The organism is Marinobacter sp. LM1, assembly GCF_042763285.1.
Classification (GTDB): Bacteria; Pseudomonadota; Gammaproteobacteria; order Pseudomonadales; family Oleiphilaceae; genus Marinobacter; species Marinobacter nauticus.
This window is the reverse complement of sequence record NZ_CP114373.1, coordinates 2,474,611-2,495,137: the sequence shown is the minus strand read 5'-3', so window position 1 is coordinate 2,495,137 and position 20,527 is coordinate 2,474,611. Positions and strand designations below refer to the sequence as shown.

The 20,527-nt window shown below is 56.1% G+C and carries 19 protein-coding genes and 1 tRNA gene; 19 read left to right on the top strand and 1 reads right to left on the bottom strand.

The window, feature by feature from the left end; all coding sequences use genetic code 11:
* Positions 1-8 precede the first annotated feature (8 nt).
* The 9 genes from flgJ to secF all read left to right on the top strand — a co-directional run bounded on the left by flgJ (position 9) and on the right by secF (position 10,079).
* Complete coding sequence (gene flgJ / locus OZ656_RS11705) at positions 9-995, top strand: flagellar assembly peptidoglycan hydrolase FlgJ (protein WP_114434909.1); 987 nt, start codon at positions 9-11, stop codon at positions 993-995.
* Positions 996-1,001: 6 nt separating this feature from the next.
* On the top strand, positions 1,002-3,068 hold the full coding sequence (gene flgK / locus OZ656_RS11700) for a flagellar hook-associated protein FlgK (RefSeq protein ID WP_014421748.1): 2,067 nt from the start codon (positions 1,002-1,004) through the stop codon (positions 3,066-3,068).
* Between the two features lie 16 nt (positions 3,069-3,084).
* The gene (gene flgL / locus OZ656_RS11695; protein ID WP_153741116.1) at positions 3,085-4,317 is read left to right on the top strand and encodes a flagellar hook-associated protein FlgL; all 1,233 of its coding nucleotides are present in this window, start codon (positions 3,085-3,087) and stop codon (positions 4,315-4,317) included.
* A gap of 83 nt (positions 4,318-4,400) precedes the next feature.
* A tRNA-Leu gene (locus OZ656_RS11690) sits at positions 4,401-4,487 on the top strand.
* A gap of 41 nt (positions 4,488-4,528) precedes the next feature.
* Positions 4,529-5,629 (top strand): tRNA preQ1(34) S-adenosylmethionine ribosyltransferase-isomerase QueA, encoded by a 1,101-nt coding sequence (gene queA, locus OZ656_RS11685; RefSeq protein WP_153740183.1) that lies wholly within the window; start codon positions 4,529-4,531, stop codon positions 5,627-5,629.
* Positions 5,630-5,643: 14 nt separating this feature from the next.
* Positions 5,644-6,765: a tRNA guanosine(34) transglycosylase Tgt gene (tgt, locus tag OZ656_RS11680; RefSeq protein WP_014421745.1), complete on the top strand. Its 1,122-nt coding sequence runs from the start codon at positions 5,644-5,646 to the stop codon at positions 6,763-6,765.
* A gap of 41 nt (positions 6,766-6,806) precedes the next feature.
* Complete coding sequence (gene yajC, locus OZ656_RS11675; RefSeq protein ID WP_011784624.1) at positions 6,807-7,169, top strand: preprotein translocase subunit YajC; 363 nt, start codon at positions 6,807-6,809, stop codon at positions 7,167-7,169.
* Positions 7,170-7,261: 92 nt separating this feature from the next.
* Entirely contained in the window at positions 7,262-9,136 is a 1,875-nt protein-coding gene (gene secD, locus OZ656_RS11670) for a protein translocase subunit SecD (RefSeq protein ID WP_014421744.1), read from the top strand.
* Entirely contained in the window at positions 9,129-10,079 is a 951-nt protein-coding gene (gene secF, locus OZ656_RS11665) for a protein translocase subunit SecF (RefSeq protein ID WP_041654775.1), read from the top strand. Before secD ends, secF begins: the two co-directional genes overlap by 8 nt.
* 75 nt (positions 10,080-10,154) lie before the next feature.
* Here secF and OZ656_RS11660 read toward each other — a convergent pair whose 3' ends face one another.
* On the bottom strand, positions 10,155-10,955 hold the full coding sequence (locus OZ656_RS11660) for an inositol monophosphatase family protein (RefSeq protein WP_278350894.1): 801 nt from the start codon (positions 10,953-10,955) through the stop codon (positions 10,155-10,157).
* A 191-nt stretch (positions 10,956-11,146) separates the two neighbouring features.
* On the opposite strand from OZ656_RS11660, the gene trmJ reads away from it, so the two are divergent.
* From trmJ to hisS, 10 genes are all read left to right on the top strand, one after another.
* Entirely contained in the window at positions 11,147-12,004 is an 858-nt protein-coding gene (gene trmJ / locus OZ656_RS11655) for a tRNA (cytosine(32)/uridine(32)-2'-O)-methyltransferase TrmJ (RefSeq protein WP_278350895.1), read from the top strand.
* 4 nt (positions 12,005-12,008) lie between these two features.
* Positions 12,009-12,788 carry a serine O-acetyltransferase gene (gene cysE / locus OZ656_RS11650; protein WP_014421741.1) on the top strand — a complete coding sequence of 260 codons (780 nt, stop codon included), beginning with the start codon at positions 12,009-12,011 and terminating at the stop codon, positions 12,786-12,788.
* 78 nt (positions 12,789-12,866) lie between these two features.
* On the top strand, positions 12,867-13,364 hold the full coding sequence (gene iscR / locus OZ656_RS11645) for a Fe-S cluster assembly transcriptional regulator IscR (RefSeq protein ID WP_011784630.1): 498 nt from the start codon (positions 12,867-12,869) through the stop codon (positions 13,362-13,364).
* A gap of 20 nt (positions 13,365-13,384) precedes the next feature.
* Positions 13,385-14,533 carry an IscS subfamily cysteine desulfurase gene (locus OZ656_RS11640; protein ID WP_278350896.1) on the top strand — a complete coding sequence of 383 codons (1,149 nt, stop codon included), beginning with the start codon at positions 13,385-13,387 and terminating at the stop codon, positions 14,531-14,533.
* 69 nt (positions 14,534-14,602) lie between these two features.
* Positions 14,603-15,031 carry a nucleoside-diphosphate kinase gene (gene ndk, locus OZ656_RS11635; protein ID WP_011784632.1) on the top strand — a complete coding sequence of 143 codons (429 nt, stop codon included), beginning with the start codon at positions 14,603-14,605 and terminating at the stop codon, positions 15,029-15,031.
* Positions 15,032-15,095: 64 nt separating this feature from the next.
* On the top strand, positions 15,096-16,205 hold the full coding sequence (rlmN, locus tag OZ656_RS11630; RefSeq protein WP_011784633.1) for a 23S rRNA (adenine(2503)-C(2))-methyltransferase RlmN: 1,110 nt from the start codon (positions 15,096-15,098) through the stop codon (positions 16,203-16,205).
* A gap of 38 nt (positions 16,206-16,243) precedes the next feature.
* Positions 16,244-17,047 (top strand): type IV pilus biogenesis/stability protein PilW, encoded by an 804-nt coding sequence (pilW, locus tag OZ656_RS11625; protein ID WP_272999211.1) that lies wholly within the window; start codon positions 16,244-16,246, stop codon positions 17,045-17,047.
* Positions 17,037-18,059 (top strand): RodZ domain-containing protein, encoded by a 1,023-nt coding sequence (locus OZ656_RS11620; RefSeq protein ID WP_379944514.1) that lies wholly within the window; start codon positions 17,037-17,039, stop codon positions 18,057-18,059. Before pilW ends, OZ656_RS11620 begins: the two co-directional genes overlap by 11 nt.
* Before the next feature lie 37 nt (positions 18,060-18,096).
* Positions 18,097-19,215 carry a flavodoxin-dependent (E)-4-hydroxy-3-methylbut-2-enyl-diphosphate synthase gene (gene ispG, locus OZ656_RS11615; RefSeq protein WP_222448180.1) on the top strand — a complete coding sequence of 373 codons (1,119 nt, stop codon included), beginning with the start codon at positions 18,097-18,099 and terminating at the stop codon, positions 19,213-19,215.
* Between the two features lie 33 nt (positions 19,216-19,248).
* Positions 19,249-20,526, top strand: a complete 1,278-nt coding sequence (hisS, locus tag OZ656_RS11610) for a histidine--tRNA ligase (protein WP_379945213.1) — start codon at positions 19,249-19,251, stop codon at positions 20,524-20,526.
* Position 20,527 lies beyond the last annotated feature (1 nt).

Below are 20,527 nucleotides of genomic sequence, written 5' to 3'. Positions count from 1 at the left end.
GTATCGCCATGCAGGATCCAAGATTACAGCAAGCCCAGGTCTACACCGATTTCAGTGGTCTGAATGCGCTGAAGACCCAGGCTCGAACTGACAAGCAGGCTGCACTGGAGCAGGTTGCGAAGCAGTTCGAGAGCCTGTTCCTGTCAGAGATGCTCAAATCCATGCGCAAGGCAGGTGAGGTATTTGCCGAGGGAAACTACCTGAACAGCAATGAAAGCCAGATGTACCGGGATATGTTCGACAGCCAGATCAGCTTGAGTATGGCCGGTGGTACCGGTACCGGGCTGGCGGAAGCGCTGGTCCGGCAACTGAGTCAACAGATTCCGGGGCTCGATGAGGATGGAGAGAAACTGGCGGGTCACAAGGGTGCCATTACCGACTACGACCGCAGTATGCCGGCGATTTCCAGAGAGTTGCCGGAGCGAATGGCAGAGGTGGCGGATGTAGCTGCGAAGGTAAAAGCAGAGCCAGCGCAGAAACCCGGCAAGCTGCCGGAGGTATTTGAGTCGCCAGAGCATTTTGTTGAGCAGCTGATGCCGTTCGCAGAGCAGATCGGAAAGGAGACCGGCATTGATCCGCGCCTGATGATTGCCCAGGCGGCGCTCGAAACCGGTTGGGGCAAACACATGATCAAAGGCGATGGTTCGCAGCCGAGTTTCAACCTGTTTGGCATCAAGGCAGACAGTCGTTGGAGCGGTGACGCTGTGAGCATTACCACTACCGAATTCCGGGGTGGCGTGGCGATGAAGGAACGGGCAGATTTCCGGGCCTATCCGGACTATGAAGCCAGCTTCCGGGACTACGTTGACTTCCTGCAAAACAATCCCCGTTACCGCGATGTTCTGTCATCGGCAGATCAGCCAGAAGTATTTGCCGAGAAACTGCAGGAAGCGGGTTATGCAACCGATCCGGAATACGGAGCCAAGATCCGTCGGATCATGAATCGTGATTCTCTGATGACACTGTCTATGGGCAGTGGCAGAGTAAAGGAGTAACAGATCATGGCGGGCTTGATCGGTATTGGTCTGAGTGGGGTATTGGGGCACCAGGCGGCGCTCAATACCACTGCAAATAATATAACCAACGCAAACACGCCGGGTTACAGCCGCCAGGAGGTCCAGTTCGAGACCCAGGAAGGGCGGCGTACAGGTGCAGGGACCATCGGCAGTGGCGTATCCGTCGCCAATATCCGCCGGCTGGCAGATGCCTATCTGAGTCAGCAGTTACGTGAGGACACCACACTGTTTGGCGAGCAGAATGCTTTCAACGCTGAACTCACACGGCTGGATAACCTGTTAGGCGGCGAAGACACCGGTCTGAACAAAGCTCTGAACAACTTTTTCTCGGCTATGCAGAATGCCGCGGAGGACCCCACGTCGTTGCCACAACGCCAGTTGGTGCTGAGCGAAGCCCAGCAATTGGTGAATCGCTTTCAGGGCTTGAACCAGGAGTTCATCCAGCAGCGCGAATCGGTAAAAACCCAGATGCAGCAGGGCGTGAAAGATGCCAATACTCTGCTGAAGAGTATCGCTGAACTGAACCTGGCTATTTCTGAATCTCCGGGCCTGGCCCAGGGCAAGGAGCCCTTGGAGCTGATGGATAAGCGGGACGAGAAGTTGCGCCAGTTGTCTGAGCTGGTGAGCATTCGGGTAACGGAAGTTGAAGGCAGCCAGGTGAATGTGTCCCTGTCTAACGGTCTGGCTTTGGTTACCGGCGCCAATGCCGCAGAATTTGCGACCCGAAGCAGTGCGGAAGATCCCACGCGGCTGGAATTTACGCTCTCCAGTGGTGGGCGGACCCTGCTGGTGGATGAACAGATTCAGGGCGGAAAACTGGGTGGCTTGCGTGCCTTTGATGAAATGGCACTGAAGCCCGCCTTCGATGAGCTCGGCCGGCTGGCGATTGCCATCTCCTCGGCTATAAACCATCAGCATGAGATCGGGATGGACCTCGAAGGCGATCTCGGCGGTAACTTCTTCAGTGATGTGAACAGCCTCGCCGTACAACGCAGCCGGGTGGTGCCGAACGGCAATAACGACCGCACCACCACCGGCCAACTGGCCGTTGAGATTACCGACAGTTCCCAGTTGCCGGCTGGTACCTGGGAGCTGCAGTTCAGTGGTGATGGGCGCAGCTACGAGTTGATCGATACCATCTCGGGCGACACGGTGAAACAGGGCCGGCTTCCAGACCCGGTGCAGTCTGAAATCAACATGCCGGGCTTTAACATTCGTGTTGAAGGTGGCGAATTCAACGCAGGTGACAAGTACCTGATTCAGCCTAGTCGCAATGCTGCCGAAAACATGCAATTGAACATTCGGCGGGAGGAGGATCTTGCTTTTGCCAGCCCCGTTCGTGCGAGTTCCGATGATGGCAATCTGGGCACCGGCACGATCAACCAGGGCAACATGCTTAATGTCCGTAATCCCAATACCGGTGCTTTGCTGGATGACTTCCAGAATTCCGGTCAGTTTGCAGATGGTCCGATTACCGTAACCTTCAGTAATGATGGTGCGGGCAATATTACCTATGAAGTTGCCAACGATAGCGGCGTACTGTTTACCAGTGCCGCGGTGGACAACGATGGGGATGGAACACCGGATGTCTATGATCCCCAGAAGATCAATCAGATTTTCAGTACTCGTCCGGAAGACGAATCCAATGGTCAGTATCGGGGTTTCGTTTTCGAGATAACCGGTGAGCCCGCAGACGGTGATGTATTCACCATCGACTTCAACCGCAACGGCGTTTCTGATAACCGGAACGCCGAGCTGATGGCGGCCCTTGGTACCAAGAATACCCTTAATGGCGGTTCCCAGAACTTTACTGAGGGCTATGCCGGCCTGGTCGAGGATATCGGGGTGAAAACCCGCCAGAGCCAGTTGGACAAAGATGCCGGCGCAACGCTGCTGGAGCAGTCCACCAATCAGCGAGAATCGGTCTCGGGCGTCAATCTGGACGAAGAGGCTGGCAAGCTGATTCAGTACCAGGCTGCGTACAACGCATCGGCCCAGGTGATGTCTGTGGCGCAGGATCTTTTTAACACATTGCTGCAGAGCTTCCGTTAAGGCGAGGTGATGTCACATGATCAGAATATCATCACAACAGATTTTCTCCGGCGGCATTAATCGTCTGCAGGACATCAACAGCAACCTGATTGATACGCAGCAGCAGCTATCGACCGGTAAGAAAGTGAACAAACCGTCGGATGATCCGGTGGCGGCCGCTCGCATTCTGAAGCTTGACCAGGAGCTTCAGCGTTCGGAAACCTATGGTCGGAATGCCAATCTTGCCGATAACCGGCTGAAGCAGGAAGAAAGCACCCTGGCCAGCGCCGTGGACATTATCCAGAGGGTGAGGGAGCTGACAGTTCAGGCCGGTAATGGTTCTCTGTCTGCCAATGATCGGCAGTCCATCTCTGCCGAACTCAAGGAGCGTCTGGGTCAGCTCGCCAATATTGCCAATACCCGGGATGCGTCAGGAGAGTATATCTTCAGTGGCTTCCAGGGCAGCACTCCCGCCTTTGCCCAGAATGACGATGGCAAATGGGTTTACCAGGGGGACGAAGGGCAGCGGGTTCTGGAAATTGATGACGGTGTGACCGTTCCCATCAGCGATCACGGAAAAGGCATCTTCGTAGACGTAGCCAAAGGGGTTTTCGCTAAAGGATCAACCTCCGTGGATGGATATATATCCAATCTCGAGTTTGTTGCACCCAAGGATATGACAGACGCTTTCAGCCCCAGGGTGCCTGACGATTTTGATATCGCCGTCACCGCCAATGGAGCGGGCGACCTGGAGATATCAGCCTCCTATACACGAGGTGGAATCATCTATCCTTTGGCCGTTGAGCCAGCGGGCGCCCTGGTTGGCGACGAGTTTCAGGTTGCAGGGGTGAAATTAACGATTAACGATGCGCAGGATGGCGATACGTTTACGCTGGGCGTGAATGATAAACAATCTGTCTTTGGTACCATCGAGAACCTGATTGCCGGCCTGGACGGAATTTCCAAAACAACGCCCAAGAGCAGTGCCGAGTACGATGCGCTGATCGCCGAAACCCTGGTCAATCTCGATAACGCCCAGGAGTCGATCATTCTCAAGCAAACCGAGCTTGGTGGCCGGCTCAACGCTGTGGAATCCACCACCGCGTTTCTTGAGGATTCGGAACTCTACACCAAAGAGATTCGTTCCCAGCTACAGGATGTCGATTACGCCGAGGCCATCAGCAACCTCAGTTTCCAGAGCTTCGTATTGCAGGCCGCTCAGCAGTCGTTTGCACAGGTTTCCCAGCTGTCCCTGTTCGATCGACTCTAATTCACTGTGCCGGCGGGTGATTTTTGCCTGCCGGCTGGTTGCTTTCGGGCTCTGGCTCAGTATAATCCCTCCCACTCTCCGATGGCGGCGTGGTGAAATTGGTAGACACGACGGATTCAAAATCCGTTGGGGTAAAACCCGTGGCGGTTCGAGTCCGCCCGCCGCTACCACTTATAGGCCGCAACCTGCGGCATCGTGAATAGCCCGGCCCATGAACGTCTCCGATTTTCATTTTGATCTGCCGGACGAGCTTATCGCCCGTTATCCGCTTAAAGAACGCAGTGCCTCACGCCTGCTCAGTCTTGACGGCCTTTCCGGCCAGACCAGTCATCTGAAATTTACTGACCTTCCGGATCTGCTCCAGCCCGGGGACCTCCTGGTATTCAACAATACCCGTGTTATTCCGGCCCGGTTGTTTGGCCAGAAGGAAACCGGTGGCAAAGTTGAAATACTGGTTGAGCGTTTACTGGGTGAAAAGGAATTGCTCGCCCATACCCGTTCTTCCAAATCTCCCAAGGAAGGCCAGCGACTATTGCTGGAAGATGGAACCGCACTGCGAATGCTGGCGCGGGAAGATGCGCTCTTTCATTTCGTCTATGAAGGGGATGAGGCGTTTCTGGATGTGCTCGAGCGTATCGGTCACATGCCTTTACCGCCTTACATGGAACGGGAAGATGAGCAGTCGGATCGTGAGCGCTATCAGACCGTCTATGCCAAGGAGGCGGGCGCCGTGGCTGCACCCACTGCCGGGCTGCACTTTGATGATGTCGTGCTGTCTGCCCTGAAAGCGAAGGGCATTGAGTTTGCATACGTTACGTTGCACGTTGGCGCTGGCACCTTTCAGCCGGTAAGGGTCGACAAGATCGAAGATCATGTCATGCACAGCGAAATTGCCCATGTGCCGGAAGAGACGGTAAAGGCCGTTAATGAAGCCCGCGCTCGGGGAGGCCGGGTCGTTGCCGTGGGTACCACTTCCGTCCGCTCCCTGGAGTCGGCCAGCCGGGCAGGGCGTTTGCAGGAGTTCCGGGGCGACACGGATATCTTCATCTACCCTGGCTACCGTTTCCAGACCGTGGACGCCATGATCACTAATTTCCATTTGCCGGAGTCCACACTGATCATGCTGGTCAGCGCGTTTGCAGGCTATAACAACATCATGTCAGCCTATCGCGAGGCGGTGGAGCAAAAGTACCGGTTTTTCAGCTACGGCGACGCCATGTTTCTTACCGCGCAGGAGCCCAGCCGGGGCATGATGCTGGGAACGGATTCCGCCGAGCCACATCAAACCGAATCCCGTGGAGAATCACAGTGAGTGAATCCTGTTTTATGTCCTTCGAGAAACTCGGAGAAGATGGCAAGGCCCGTCGTGGCCGACTGACCTTTCCCCGAGGTGTGGTGGAGACTCCGGCATTCATGCCGGTTGGCACCTATGGCACTGTTAAGGGAATGCTGCCCCGGGACATCGAGGAAATCGGTGCACATATTATTCTGGGCAATACATTTCACCTGATGTTGCGCCCCGGCACAGAGGTGGTGAAAGCCCACGGCGATCTGCACGACTTCACCCAGTGGCAGGGGCCAATTCTGACGGATTCCGGCGGTTTCCAGGTTTTCAGCCTGGGCGAGATGCGCAAGATTACCGAGCAGGGTGTGACTTTCCGGTCTCCGGTTGATGGCTCCAAAGTCGAGCTGTCACCGGAAATCGCGATTCAGGTTCAGCGTGATCTGGGCTCTGACATCGTGATGATTTTCGACGAATGCACGCCGTACCCGGCAACGGAAAAGCAGGCGAAAGAGTCCATGGAGCTCTCGCTGCGCTGGGCCGAGCGCAGTAAGAGGGCCCATGAGGGCAATCCGGCGGCGCTGTTTGGCATCGTGCAGGGCGGCATGTATGAGTCGCTCCGGGATCAGTCCCTGGAGGGTCTGGAAAAGATTGGTTTCGATGGCTATGCCATTGGCGGCCTGTCGGTGGGCGAGCCGAAAGAAGACATGATCCGGATCCTGGATCACCTGCCGCCGAAGATGCCGGAAGATAAGCCACGCTACCTGATGGGCGTTGGTCGCCCTGAGGATATCGTTGAGGCGGTGCGCCGCGGTGTCGACATGTTCGACTGTGTGATGCCAACCCGTAATGCACGCAATGGCTATCTGTTTACCTCCACCGGTATTGTCAAAATCCGCAATGCCAAAAACCGTCACGACACCGGACCGCTGGACGAGCGTTGTGACTGCTATACCTGTAAGCATTTTTCCAAGAGCTACCTGCATCATCTTGATAAGTGCGGAGAAATGCTCGGGTCGCAGCTCAATACAATTCATAACCTGAGGTTCTATCAGAACCTGATGAGTGGATTGCGTGGGGCCATTGAAGCAGGTACATTGTCGGACTTTGTAAGCGAATTCTATGCCTTACGGGGCGAAACCGTTCCGCCTCTGGGCGATTCCTGAACAAATTTTGCTTTAAATCTGTCAATAAACGGAGAACCTGAATGAAATCAGTCAAATTGCTCATCGCTGGCCTGCTGTCTCTGATGCCTGCTCTGGCCTCGGCTCAGGAAGCGGGTGCCCAGGGAATGAGCGTGATGGGTCAGATCATCTTTTTCGCCGGCTTCATCCTGATTTTCTATTTCCTGATCTGGCGTCCGCAGTCCAAGCGTGCAAAAGAGCACAAGGCGCTGATGTCCGGCCTTAACAAGGGTGATGAAGTGGTTACCTCTGGTGGCGTCGCTGGCAAGATTACCAAAGTAACCGACGACTTCATTGTTCTGGAAGTGGCAGATAACGTTGAAATGAAGGTTCAGAAAGTTGCCGTTGCTGCGGCTCTGCCGAAAGGCACTCTCAAGGACATCTGAGCTGGTTTCCAGGCGCATCCAAGATGCGCCTGTTCATTTTCTGACTGGCTGAAACACCAAGACCGGCACGTCTGCCGGCTCGAAGGATTCTCATGCTGAACAAGTATCCTCTCTGGAAAAACCTGGTCATCGTGTTTGCACTGGTGATTGGTTTTATCTACGCCTTACCGAACTTTTTCCCTGACGATTACGCTATCCAGATCACCGGCGCCCGTGGCAGCACTGAAGTTGAGCAGCGAGTGCTTGATCGCGCCCTTGCCAAGCTTGAGCAGGAAGGTATCGAAGTAAAATCAAGCCTGCTGGAAGAGCGTGACGCGCTGATCCGCCTCACCAGCTCCGATGACCAGCTGCGGGCACGCCCCGCTGTTCAGGCGGCTCTTGGCAACGAATACCTGGTGGCCCTGAATATGGCGCCGTCAACGCCGGGCTGGCTGCGTAGCCTTGGAGCAGGCCCAATGAAACTGGGGCTGGATTTACGTGGTGGTGTTCACTTCCTGTTGGAGGTGGATATGGAAACGGCTTTGAATCAGCGTCTGGAAGCGTTGTCTGGTCAGATCAAGCGAGAGCTGAGGGAAGAGCGCATCCGCTACCGCGGTGGCGACATTGAGGATCAGGCCCGCATTGTACTGAGCTTCCGTGACGAAGCTGCACGTAGCGAGGCGTTTGAGCTGGTTCGCGATCAGTACAACGAGTTCCTGTTGGATGAGACAACAGAAGGTGAAGAGTTTCTGCTGACGCTGACACTGTCCGAAGCAGAAGTTCGGAACATCCAGGAATACGCTCTTGAACAGAACCTGACCACCATCCGCAACCGGGTGAATGAACTGGGCGTGGCCGAGCCGCTGGTTCAGCGTCAGGGGGCAGATCGCATTATTGTAGAGCTGCCAGGTGTGCAGGATACCGCTCAGGCCAAGCGTGTACTTGGCGCGACGGCTAACCTGGAATTCCGGATGGAAGCTCGGCAGGATGCGCCTTCCGCCGAGACCGAACAGTTTCCTTTCCGGGATAATCCACAGCGTACCGCTCGTCTTGAGCGGGATGTGATTGCCACTGGTAACAACGTTGCCAATGCCCAGCAGGCGTTCGATGAGAATGGCCAGCCGCAGGTCAATATCACCATGGACTCCGTTGGTGGTGACCTGATGAATCGGGCGACACGCAATAGCATCGGCCGCCGTATGGCAGTGTTGTTCATTGAATACCGCACCGAAACCGAGACCCGGGAAGTTAACGGAGAAATCGTTGAAACTGAAAACCGGGTCGTGGAAAAAGGCATTATCAGCCTGGCGACAGTGCAGTCAGCGCTGGGGAGCAGTTTCCGGATTACTGGTCTGGATTCCATCCCCGAAGCGGCTGAGCTCGCACTGCTGCTGAGGGCCGGTGCTCTGGCTGCGCCCATGTACTTTGTGCAGGAGCGCACCATCGGGCCAAGCCTGGGGCAGAAGAATATCGATGCCGGGATGATGTCGGTGATGCTCGGCTTCGGGCTGGTGTTGCTTTACATGCTGGTGTTCTACCGCGGCTTCGGATTGGTGGCCAATGTTGCGCTGACGCTTAACCTGATGTTGCTGGTTGCATGCATGTCAATCCTATCTGCCACGCTGACGTTGCCGGGTATCGCGGGTATCGTTCTTACGGTGGGTATGGCCGTTGATGCGAACGTTCTGATCTTTGAACGTATCAAGGAAGAGCTGAAGGCGGGGGTGCCGCCACAAAGCGCCATTAATGCCGGTTATGGTCGCGCCTTTGTGTCGATTTTCGATGCCAATATCACAACCCTTCTGGTTGCCGTCATTCTGTTTGCCATGGGCTCCGGACCGGTGAAGGGCTTCGCAGTTACCCTGTGTATCGGTATTCTCACTTCCATGTTCTCGGGCCTGATGGTGAGCCGCGGCATAGTGAATCTGGTTTATGGCGGTCGCAGGGTCGAGAAATTGTCCATCGGGGGGAAGCTTGAAAATGCCTGATATGGAAAAGCAGCCGTTTGATTTCATGGGCTTGCGGAAGATAGCTTCCGTACTTTCTATTGTTTTGGTGGTGGCCTCCATTGCGCTGTTGGGGGTGCGTGGCCTGAATCTGGGTATGGACTTTACCGGGGGAACCTCGGTGGAGCTCGAATACGCTGAAGCTCCTAGCCTGGACGGAATCAGAAACACCCTTACCGAGGCGGGGTACGAGCAGTTTGCGGTTCAGAATTTCGGAGCCGATACCACGGTACTGATCCGGATGGCAGAGGCCGGGAATGACGAACTGGCGCTGGAAGTGGCCGGCGTGCTGGCGGCGGACGGAGCTGACCTTGAGTTGGTCAGCTCTGAATTTGTCGGTTCTCAGGTGGGCGAAGAGCTCAAAGAAGACAGTGGACTGGGGCTGCTGATCGCCCTCGCGGTGGTACTGATCTATGTGGGTATGCGCTTCCAGTTCAAGTTTGGTATCGCCTCGGTGATTCCTCTGGCGCACGACGTCATCATTGTTCTGGGGGTGTTCGCGCTGTTTCAGTGGACCTTCGACCTGACGGTGCTGGCGGCGTTGCTGGCGGTTATCGGGTATTCCCTGAACGATACCATCGTTGTTGCTGACCGGATTCGGGAGAACTTCCGGAAAATGCGCGTAGGTGAGGCCTGGGACATTATCAACCAGTCGATCCACGAGACCATTACCCGAACCATTAATACTTCTGGTACCACGCTGGTTGTATTGCTGGCGCTGTATTTCCTGGGTGGCGAAGCGATCAATAACTTTGCGCTTGCCCTGATTATCGGTGTTGTTGTCGGTACCTATTCGTCCATCTACGTGTCCGCGAATATGTTGATGGTGATGGGCGTGACCCGCGAAGATCTGATGGTTCCCGCGAAAGAGGGTACCGGTGAGGAAGAAGAGGAGCAGCCGCCGGAGTGGTTGAACCGGATGTAAGCTCCGGGTCTTTTCCAGGCCACAAAAAAACCGCCATCCGTGAGGAGTGGCGGTTTTTTTGCGGTTCGGCTTTTCTTAACGCGGCAGTCGACCCCGGAAGGGGTGCAGCGTTTTGAGCAGTTCCCGGAACAGCTTTGGATTGGCGACGACCAGTTGTCTGGCGGCTCCAACCGCGGGGTTGCCGGAGAAGTCGCCGGTCAGGGCGCCAGACTCCATGGCCAGTGTTACGCCCAGATCAAAATCTGCTGCCTGTGGTCGGAAGATCACGGCCGCATCCAGCAGGCCAGCAGACACTCGCGCGATATCCAGTGTGACGCAGCCCGAGGTGCGGAACATGGCGGTGTCGCGAGCCAGGCCGGCTGCCATCTCGCCCCAGATCATCGGGTCATCGCCCTGGCGGGCCTGGTCGAGGAGGTTGGTGGCCAGTGCTGCCTTGGCGGGCACTTTTACTTCGGATGTGCGCACGCGGCGGCTGTTCAGGACAGCGCCGTGGCCTCGGCTGGCGGAGTACTCTTCGCCGGTAATCGGGTTAACCAGCAGCAGGTTTTCGGTGCGATTGTTCTTTTTCTGGGCCAGGGCAAGAACAAATTCGGGAATGCCTCGCACAAAATTGTCGCGGCCGAGAACCGGGAATATGTGCCAGCTTTTTTCGTGGTTGCCGGCGTCGGACTCGCCCAGAGGCGCGATCACATGATCCTTGTAGGCCTTTTCCAGTTGTTCGGTGAAGTTGTCGTAAATGGACTGCTCCACTCGCTCCAGTTGCCGGTGGCGTTCGGACTCATCCTTACCGTTAGGCTCCTGGCGCTCGAAATGGGCTTTCAGGTAGTCAGATCCCTGGCGGGCAACGCGCAGGGCCATTTTAATTGCTGGTTGCATCTGAGTGTTCATTATCCGGGTGTGTGAAGGCCGGCCATGATAGCAAAAACTGCCCCGCCTTGTACGTTTTTTGGCTTAGCAAAAGCACGGATACCACGGGGTTGCGGCATTTCCGGAGAGCGGGTTGGCCGGTAATTCTGGTATCATGCCGCTCTTTTATCACTTTTCTTGAAGTAACAGGCCCGATGACCATGAACAAGCCCTCGCTGCCGGTGGAAAGCACTGATACCTACCATGATCAGGTTCGCATCGTCCTGGTGGAAACTACCCACTCGGGCAATATCGGCGCCGTCGCCCGCGCCATGAAAAACATGGGGCTTGGAAATCTCTGGCTGGTGAATCCAAAGTCGTTTCCGGACGAAGCCTCCTATGCCCGGGCTTCATCGGCGTCGGATGTGCTGGATCGGGCTCAGGTAGTTTCCAGTCTTGATGAGGCGTTGTCAGACTGTGTCCTGGTGATGGGTACCAGCGCACGCGGGCGGAAGGTCCCCTGGCCCGTTATTTCCCCGCCCCAGGCTGCCGTCACCGCGGCGGAAAACAGTGCTCGTGGTCCTGTCGCCCTGGTGTTCGGGCGTGAGAGCAATGGGTTGTCCAATGAAGAGCTTCAGCGCTGCCATTATCACATCCATATTCCCTCGAACCCGGACTACAGCTCACTGAATCTGGCAATGGCGGTGCAGGTGGTTTGTTATGAATTGAGGATGCATTATCTTCGTGGGCTTGAAGAGGTGGAAAGCAGTCCCTACCTTGAGTCCATGGTTCAACCCGGGGATCGCGGCTGGGATGTACCGCCCGCAACGGTGAATGATGTAGAGGGGTTTTTCGGGCACCTTGAACAGGTATTGCAGGATGTGGATTTTCATCGCCGGGAGAACCCCAGGCAGTTGATGACACGGTTGCGCCGGTTGTTTCAGCGGGCAAAGCTGGACCAGATGGAAATCAATATTCTCCGGGGTATTCTGACATCGGTTCAGAAGGCCGCCGGTGCCCGCGAAGGGGTGGGCAGGAAAACGACAGCGGCTGGCGCCGTGGATGAGGGGCAGGAATAACGTCATGTTTGAGCGTTTACGGGAAGATGTAAAAAGCGTATTTCACCGGGATCCGGCGGCGAGGAACACCTTTGAGGTGTTGACCAACTACCCGGGATTGCACGCGCTGTTGTTTCATCGCTTCTCCCACTGGCTGTGGAGCATGGGGCTGAAGTGGCTTGCGCGGACGATTTCTACGCTGGCGAGATGGTTTACCGGTATCGAGATTCATCCTGGCGCAACCATTGGTCGCCGCTTCTTTATTGATCATGGCATGGGTGTGGTGATTGGTGAAACCACGGTGATTGGAGACGATGTCACGCTATACCAGGGTGTGACGCTTGGCGGCACCAGCTGGAACAAGGGCAAGCGGCATCCAACGATCGGTAATGGTGTGGTAGTGGGTGCCGGCGCAAAGATTCTCGGGCCATTTGAGGTGGGTGAGGGTGCGAAGATCGGCTCCAACTCTGTGGTGACCAAGGCGGTTCCGCCTGGGGCAACCGTGGTAGGCATACCGGGCAGGGTCATCGTCAAACGCAAAGGTGAAGACGACGTGCGCCGCAAGGAGATGGAGGAGCGTATGGGCTTCGACGCCTACGGCGTAACCGAGGAAATGCCGGACCCGGTCGCTAGATCGGTCAGGGCATTGCTGGACCACATGCATGCGGTGGATGATCGGATTGAGAATATGTGCAAGGCGCTTCGCAAGGTGAACGCCGAGTATCAGAATGGCGAGCTGCCTCCCTTGCATGATGAGGATTTCGACTGCGTTCGCGATGAGTCTGATGAGCGGGAGCGTGGCTGAATACTTGACTGTTTTAGTTGGTCAATTCATACTCGCTCCAGTGAATCGAGATTCAATCCCATCATTGGGGCTGAGGTTATGAAACTGACCACGAAAGGCCGCTATGCCGTTACGGCAATGCTGGATCTTGCGCTGCATGCAGGGCAGGGGCCGGTGAGTCTGGCGGATATTTCAGCCCGACAGGAAATTTCCCTTTCTTACCTGGAGCAGCTGTTCTCTCGACTGCGCAGGCAGAAATTGGTGGTAAGTGTGCGTGGCCCCGGTGGCGGTTATCGCCTGAGCCGCTCCGCAGATGAGGTTTTCGTGGCCGAAGTGGTCGACGCTGTGAGTGAGTCCCTTGATACTACGCGTTGCGGTAACAAAGGTGACTGCCAGAACGGCGAGAAATGCCTTACCCACCATCTCTGGTCTGATCTCAGTGACCAGATTCATCAATTCCTGAGTGAAATCAGTCTCGGGGATCTGATGCGCAAACACGAAATCCGGCAAGTGGCTGATCGTCAGAACCGCAAGCAGTCTGATGAAAGTGCCGACGCTATCAATACCCAAAGACTGACTGACCAGGCCACGGCCTGATAACCCGACCTCTTTTGCCTATGAAAAAGCCCGTCTATCTGGACTATGCGGCGACGACGCCCGTTGATCCCGCCGTTGCTGAAGACATGATGAAGTACCTGACCCTGGATGGGGTGTTTGGCAATCCGGCTTCCCGTTCTCATGGTTATGGCTGGCAGGCCGAAGCCGCCGTTGAAAATGCTCGTCGACAGGTGGCGGATCTGATCCACGCAGACCCCCGGGAGATTGTCTGGACTTCCGGAGCCACGGAATCTGACAATCTTGCCATCAAGGGTGTGGCGGAGCTACGCGATAATCCCCATATCGTGACATCCCGCATTGAGCACAAGGCTGTCATTGATACCTGCAAGTGGCTGGAGCAGCAGGGCATTGAGGTTACCTGGCTGGAGCCGGAAGTCGATGGCAGGGCCTCCGTTGAGGCCGTCGAATCCGCGCTTCGGGATAACACCGCCCTGGTCAGCCTGATGATGGTCAACAATGAGCTTGGGTCGCTGACCGACATCCGCGCAATCGGCCGGTGCTTGAGAAAGCGTGGCGTGCTGTTTCATGTTGATGCCGCCCAGGCCGCCGGCAAGCTGCCAGTGGATGTTGCGGATCTTGAGGTGGATTTGCTCTCTCTTTCGGCTCACAAGGTTTATGGCCCGAAAGGCGTAGGGGCGCTGTATGTCCGGCGAGCGTCGGAGGTTCGCATTGCAGCACAGATGCATGGCGGCGGACATGAGCGCGGCATGCGATCGGGCACACTGGCCACGCATCAGATCGTGGGCATGGGGCGGGCCTTCGAGCTGGCACGTACCGGGCTTGATGCCGAAATAAGTAAACTGGAACAGATGCGCGCGGCGTTCCTGGACGGGCTTGAGGGGCTTGACGGAGTTCACTTTAATGGCAGTCGGGAACATCGTGTGCCAGGTATTGTCAATCTGTCGTTTGAGGGTGTTGAAGCCGAGTCGTTGATGCTCGGCCTTCGCAACCTTGCGGTGTCCTCGGGCTCCGCCTGCGCTTCAGCAACGGTCGAGCCTTCTTATGTATTGCGAGGAATAGGCGTCAGCGATGAGCTGGCTCACCGGGCGCTCAGGTTCTCCTTTGGCAGGTTCACCACCGAAGAGGAGGTTGCATTTGCCTGTTCCCAGATTGTTGAAGTTGTGGAGCGACTTCGCTCGGTGCGGTAGGCAGTTGCACCCTGACTGCGTATAATCCCACCTCTGAATTTTCAACCCTGAACTAACTGGAGAAATACCATGGCAAACGAGCGCACGCTCTCCATTATCAAGCCCGACGCAGTCGCCAAGAACGTGATCGGCGAAATCTACAGCCGTTTCGAGAAGGCGGACTTGAAAATCGTTGCTGCCAAGATGATGCACCTTACTCAGGAGCAGGCTGAGGGCTTTTACGCCGAGCACAAAGAGCGCCCGTTCTTTAATGATCTGGTTGCATTCATGACCTCTGGCCCGGTTGTGGTTCAGGTGCTGGAAGGCGAGGGCGCCATCCTGAAGAATCGTGAGCTGATGGGTGCTACCAACCCTAAAGAAGCGGAAGCTGGCACCATTCGTGCGGATTTTGCTTCCTCCATCGACGCCAACGCTGTCCATGGTTCTGACTCTGCTGCCTCCGCTGAGCGTGAAGTGGCTTATTTCTTCAACGACAACGAAATCTGCCCGCGCGGCTGAGGTTGTTGTTTCAGGGGTGCCCGGCAGGGTGCCCCTGAATTGGTTATCTGATCGAGGTTATGTGATGACGGGCGCCGCCGAAAAAGTCAATCTTCTGGGAATGCCCAAGGCAAAACTGGAGGCGTTTTTTGAAACCCTGGGGGAAAAGCGTTTCCGTGCCCAGCAGGTTCTCCAGTGGATGCATCAGCGCGGAGTTGATGACTTCGATCAAATGACCAATATGAGCAAGTCGCTGCGCGAACAGCTCAAGGAGGTTGCCGAGATTCGTGGCCCTGAGGTCGTCTATGATGAGACATCAAAAGACGGCACCCGGAAATGGGTCATGCGTATGGACAACGGCAACAGCGTTGAAACCGTCCTGATTCCGGATGGTGAGCGTGGAACTCTCTGCGTGTCTTCGCAAATCGGTTGCAGCCTGGACTGTACCTTCTGCTCCACCGGCAAGCGTGGTTTTAACCGCAACCTGACTGCCGCCGAGATCATTGGCCAGGTATGGGTTGCACGACGGGCTTTCATGCCGTTCGATCCCAACGACCGTCCTATTACCAACGTGGTGATGATGGGTATGGGCGAGCCACTGCTGAATTTTGAGAACGTGGTCGATGCCATGAATCTCATGATGGAGGATCTGGCTTACGGCATTTCAAAGCGTCGGGTAACGCTCAGTACGTCGGGTGTGGTGCCTGCATTGGATCGTCTCGGTGAAGTTACCGATGTTTCACTGGCCATCTCACTCCACGCACCTAATGATGAATTGAGGAACCAACTGGTTCCTCTGAACAAGAAATACCCGATTGCCGAACTGCTGGCCGCGACCCGGCGCTACCTTTCGCGGCTGCCGGACAAGCGCAAAGCCACGATTGAGTACACGGTGATTGAAGGCGTGAATGATCAACCCGAACACGCCCGGGAGTTGGTTGTTTTGCTGAAAGGGCTACCGTGCAAGATCAACCTGATTCCGTTCAACCCGTTCCCGGAAAGTGATTTCCGCCGGCCAAGCATGAACGCAACCCGGAGATTCCAGACCGTACTCAACGAGGCTGGTTATGTCACGACGATCCGTACCACCCGCGGCGACGACATCGATGCCGCTTGCGGCCAGTTGGTAGGGCGGGTCGAAGACCGCACGCGCAGAAGCCAGCGTTATATCGCAGTACAACAGGTCAACCCCTGATAACCGGCGGGTAAGACAACAGGAGAAGGTGTTTGTTGATGGCAAAGGACGTTACCGTGAAACTCGTTTCCGCTGTGGTTCTGGTTATCGGGGTCATGTTATCGGGCTGTGTCACCACCACCGACAGCCGGTTCAGCCGTGAAGCCGACCGACAGAAAGCCCTCAACAATTACGTTCAACTGGCGACTGCCTACATTGGTCAGGGGAATCTGGATCGTGCCCGTGACCACCTGGAGCGGGCGTTAGAAATCGACAACCGAAGCGCACCGGCACTTGCTGCCCGGGGCCTGGTGTTGAGCGCGGAGGGTGAGGAAAGCCTGGCGGAAAAAAGCTTCCGGGATGCCATTGCCTCAGATGGAGACTATACCCGCGGAAGAGTGTATTACGGTGCTTTCCTGTATAGCCTCAAACGGTTTGAGGAGGCCCGGGACCAGTTCCGGATAGCCTCACGTGATACGGAGTACAAAGACCGGGGAGCCGTTTTTTATAACCTCGGGCTGACAGAAGAACGGCTTGGTTCGCTGGAATCGGCCGAATCTGCCTATCGGCGTGCCGTGGAGCTTACGCGGGGCGAAGCCCGCACCCTGTTGTCCCTCTCTCGGGTGCTGGTTGAGCAGGATAACTTTTCTCAGGCCTCTCGATACTACAGCCGTCTTCAGACCATGATACAGCGCAATACCCGGTTGACGCATTCACCGGAGAGTCTGTATACCGGTATCCGGATTGCCCGGCATTTCCAGGACAGGGATCAGGAAGCCAGCCTGGCACTATTGCTCAGAAACGAGTATCCGGAATCTGTCGAATATCAACAATATAAGGTACTGATTGCCAATGACCGGTGAGGAGCAGTCACAGCCAGCTTCCGAGGCCTCGGTTGGCCAGCAGCTAAGGCGCGCCCGGGAGAAGCTCGGGCTCAGCGTTTCAGACATTGCAGATCAGCAACACCTGCGCCCTTCGGTAATCCAGTCCATTGAGGAAGGTGATTACAGCAAGGTTGATACCGAGTTGTTTCTCAAAGGGTATGTTCGAACCTATGCCCGCCAGGTGCAACTGAATGCAGACGCCCTGATTGCAGCGCTCGACTCGGAACTTGAGCCCCTGCGTCAGCAGCGGGAGCAGGAGCACCAGTCCAATCCTCTGGTTGATATCGAGCGCAAGAAAAAACGAAAGCGGCAGATTGCCAAACTGGTTGTGTTGCTGGCATTCCTCGGGGTAGTTGGCTTTCTGGCGTATAGCTATCTCGTAAAACCGGTGTCGGAGCCGGTTCAAAGTAATGCCGACGGTATCTCGGAGTCTCTGGAAGCACGGAGTGGCGAGGCCGTTAGCGATGCCAGTGCTAGACCGGAAGATGCGCCCTCCGTTATCGAAGAGGCTGAACAGCCGGCCGAACCGGAACAGATGGATTCCGGCACCGGTTCAGTCGGAAACGTTGAAACAGAGAACGGCGCCGTGACGGATACTGAAGCTCTGAGCGAACCGACCGCCAGTGGAGGCCTCGGCCAGGAAGAGTTGCTGTCAGAGCAGCCTTCGGTGGAACAGCCGCCCGTTGTTGCGCAATCCCCGGATCCCGCTCTGACTGAGTCTGAAGTGATGGAGGCCCCGGTTGAAACCGTGAGGTTGGCCATGACGTTCAGTGACGACTGCTGGATTCAGGTCACAGATGGTGCGGGCAATCGGTTGGCCAGCGCGTTACGCCGAGAGGGCGATGCCCTGGACGTGAGCGGGCAGCCACCGCTCAGAGTTGTGGTGGGCGCCATGAGCGCGGTGGAGTCCCTGGAATTTCAGGGCGAACCGATGGATCTTGGTAATTTTCGCGTCGTAAACAATCGGTCAGAGTTTACGCTCGAGCCCTGAGCAGAATTTTCTTCCCAAAGATTTCTGGTTGAATCCCATGAAACAAGAGTCTCCGATCAAAAGACGTAAATCCCGTCAGATCATGGTAGGTAATGTTCCCGTTGGCGGCGATGCGCCCATTGCGGTGCAGAGCATGACCAATACCAATACCTGCGACGTAGACGCAACAGTCACACAGATAAAGGCTATCCAGGAGGCCGGAGCGGATATCGTGCGGGTGTCGGTTCCGTCCATGGAGGCGGCTGAGGCCTTTGGCAAGATTCGCCAGCAGGTCTCGTTACCGTTGGTGGCCGATATCCATTTTGACTACAAGATAGCGCTCCGAGTTGCAGAGCTTGGTGTGGACTGCCTGCGCATCAATCCCGGTAACATTGGCCGGGACGACCGGGTCAGCGCGGTGATCAGTGCCGCCCGGGACCGCAACATTCCGATCAGGATCGGGGTAAACGCGGGTTCGCTGGAGAAAGCGCTGCAACGCAAATACGGGGAGCCCACGCCGGAAGCGCTGGTAGAATCGGCGATGCGCCACATCGATATCCTGGACAAGCACGATTTCCAGGACTTCAAGGTCAGCCTGAAAGCTTCGGAAGTGTTCATGACCGTCGCGGCCTACCGCCTTATCGCCTCCCAGATTGAGCAACCGCTGCACCTGGGTATCACTGAGGCCGGTGGATTCCGCTCTGGTACGGTCAAGTCTTCCATTGGCCTGGGTATGCTGTTGATGGACGGCATTGGTGACACCATTCGGGTTTCCCTTGCCGCCGACCCTGTTCAGGAAATCAAAGTCGGCTTCGACATTCTCAAAAGTCTCCGGTTACGCAGCCGCGGCATTAACTTTATAGCCTGTCCAAGTTGCTCCCGTCAGAACTTTGATGTTATCCAGACCATGAATGATCTGGAGGCCCGGCTTGAGGATGTGAACACCTCAATGGATGTAGCCATTATTGGCTGTATTGTTAACGGTCCGGGTGAGGCAAAGGTAGCGGATATCGGTCTGACCGGTGGCACACCGAAAAACCTGTTCTATATGGCCGGAAAGCCAAACCAGAAGCTGGACAACGCAACGCTGGTGGACGACCTTGAACGCCTGATTCGCGAGGAAGTCTCACGGCGTCAGGACCAGGACAGCGCGGTCATCGCCAAGTCCTCAGACTGATCAGAACCGATTTCAGAAACCTATCAGGATATTATTTTGGCAAAGATTCAGGCAATTCGGGGGATGAACGATATTCTCCCGGACCAGACACCGGTCTGGCAGTACGTTGAATCCACCGTTCGACAGGTTCTCGGACAATACGGCTATCAGGAAATCCGTATGCCCGTGGTCGAACATACCGAGTTGTTCAAACGATCGATCGGTGAAGTCACTGACATCGTTGAAAAAGAGATGTATACCTTTGAAGACCGCAACGGCGATAGCCTTACTCTGCGGCCCGAAGGTACGGCCGGGTGCGTGCGTGCAGCGGAAGAGCATGGGCTGCTCTTTAATCAGACCCGGCGGCTTTGGTACACCGGTCCGATGTTCCGGCATGAGCGGCCACAGAAAGGCCGTTACCGCCAGTTTCATCAGATTGGTGTTGAATGCTTCGGTATGGCCGGCCCTGACATTGATGCCGAGCTGTTGATCCTGACGGCGCGCCTGTGGAGCGCCCTGGGGTTGTCCGACCATGCCAGACTCGAGATCAACTCCATCGGTACCAGCGACTCCCGGAAAGTCTACCGTCAGGCCCTGGTTGCTTATCTGGAGCAATATCAGGGTAAGCTCGACGATGACAGCAAGCGCCGGTTAACCACCAACCCTTTGCGGATACTGGACAGCAAGGATCCAGCCACGCGGGAAATTCTACAGGGCGCACCGAGCCTGGATGATTATCTGGACGATGAGTCTCGCCAGCATTTCGAGCAACTGAAAGCGATGCTGGATGCGGCGGGCGTTGCCTACACGTTAAACCCGGCCCTGGTGCGCGGGTTGGACTATTACGGCAAAACCGTGTTCGAGTGGATTACCGACAGTCTGGGTGCCCAGGGTACGATCTGTGCCGGTGGCCGTTACGATGGTCTGGTGGAGCAACTTGGAGGTAAACCCACCGTAGCGGTGGGCTTCGCCATGGGGCTGGAGCGACTGATTCTGTTACTGGAAACCCTGGAACTGGTCCCCGAACATGTGAACAATCAAGCCGATGTTTACGTTACAGCCATGGGGGACCAGGCGGTAGCCCCGGCGATGGCGTTGGCAGAAACGCTACGAAATGAATTGCCGGGCCGGATTGTCGTCTCACACTGCGGTGGCGGCAGCTTCAAGAGTCAGATGAAAAAGGCAGACCGCAGTGGCGCACGCTTTGCGGTGATTCTGGGTGAAAACGAAATCGCTCAGGCCACGGCGGGGCTCAAGCCGTTACGTGACGATCAGCCCCAGCAGGAAGTTGCTCAGGCAGACCTGGCAGCTGTGCTTGCCGGTTTGTTGTAAG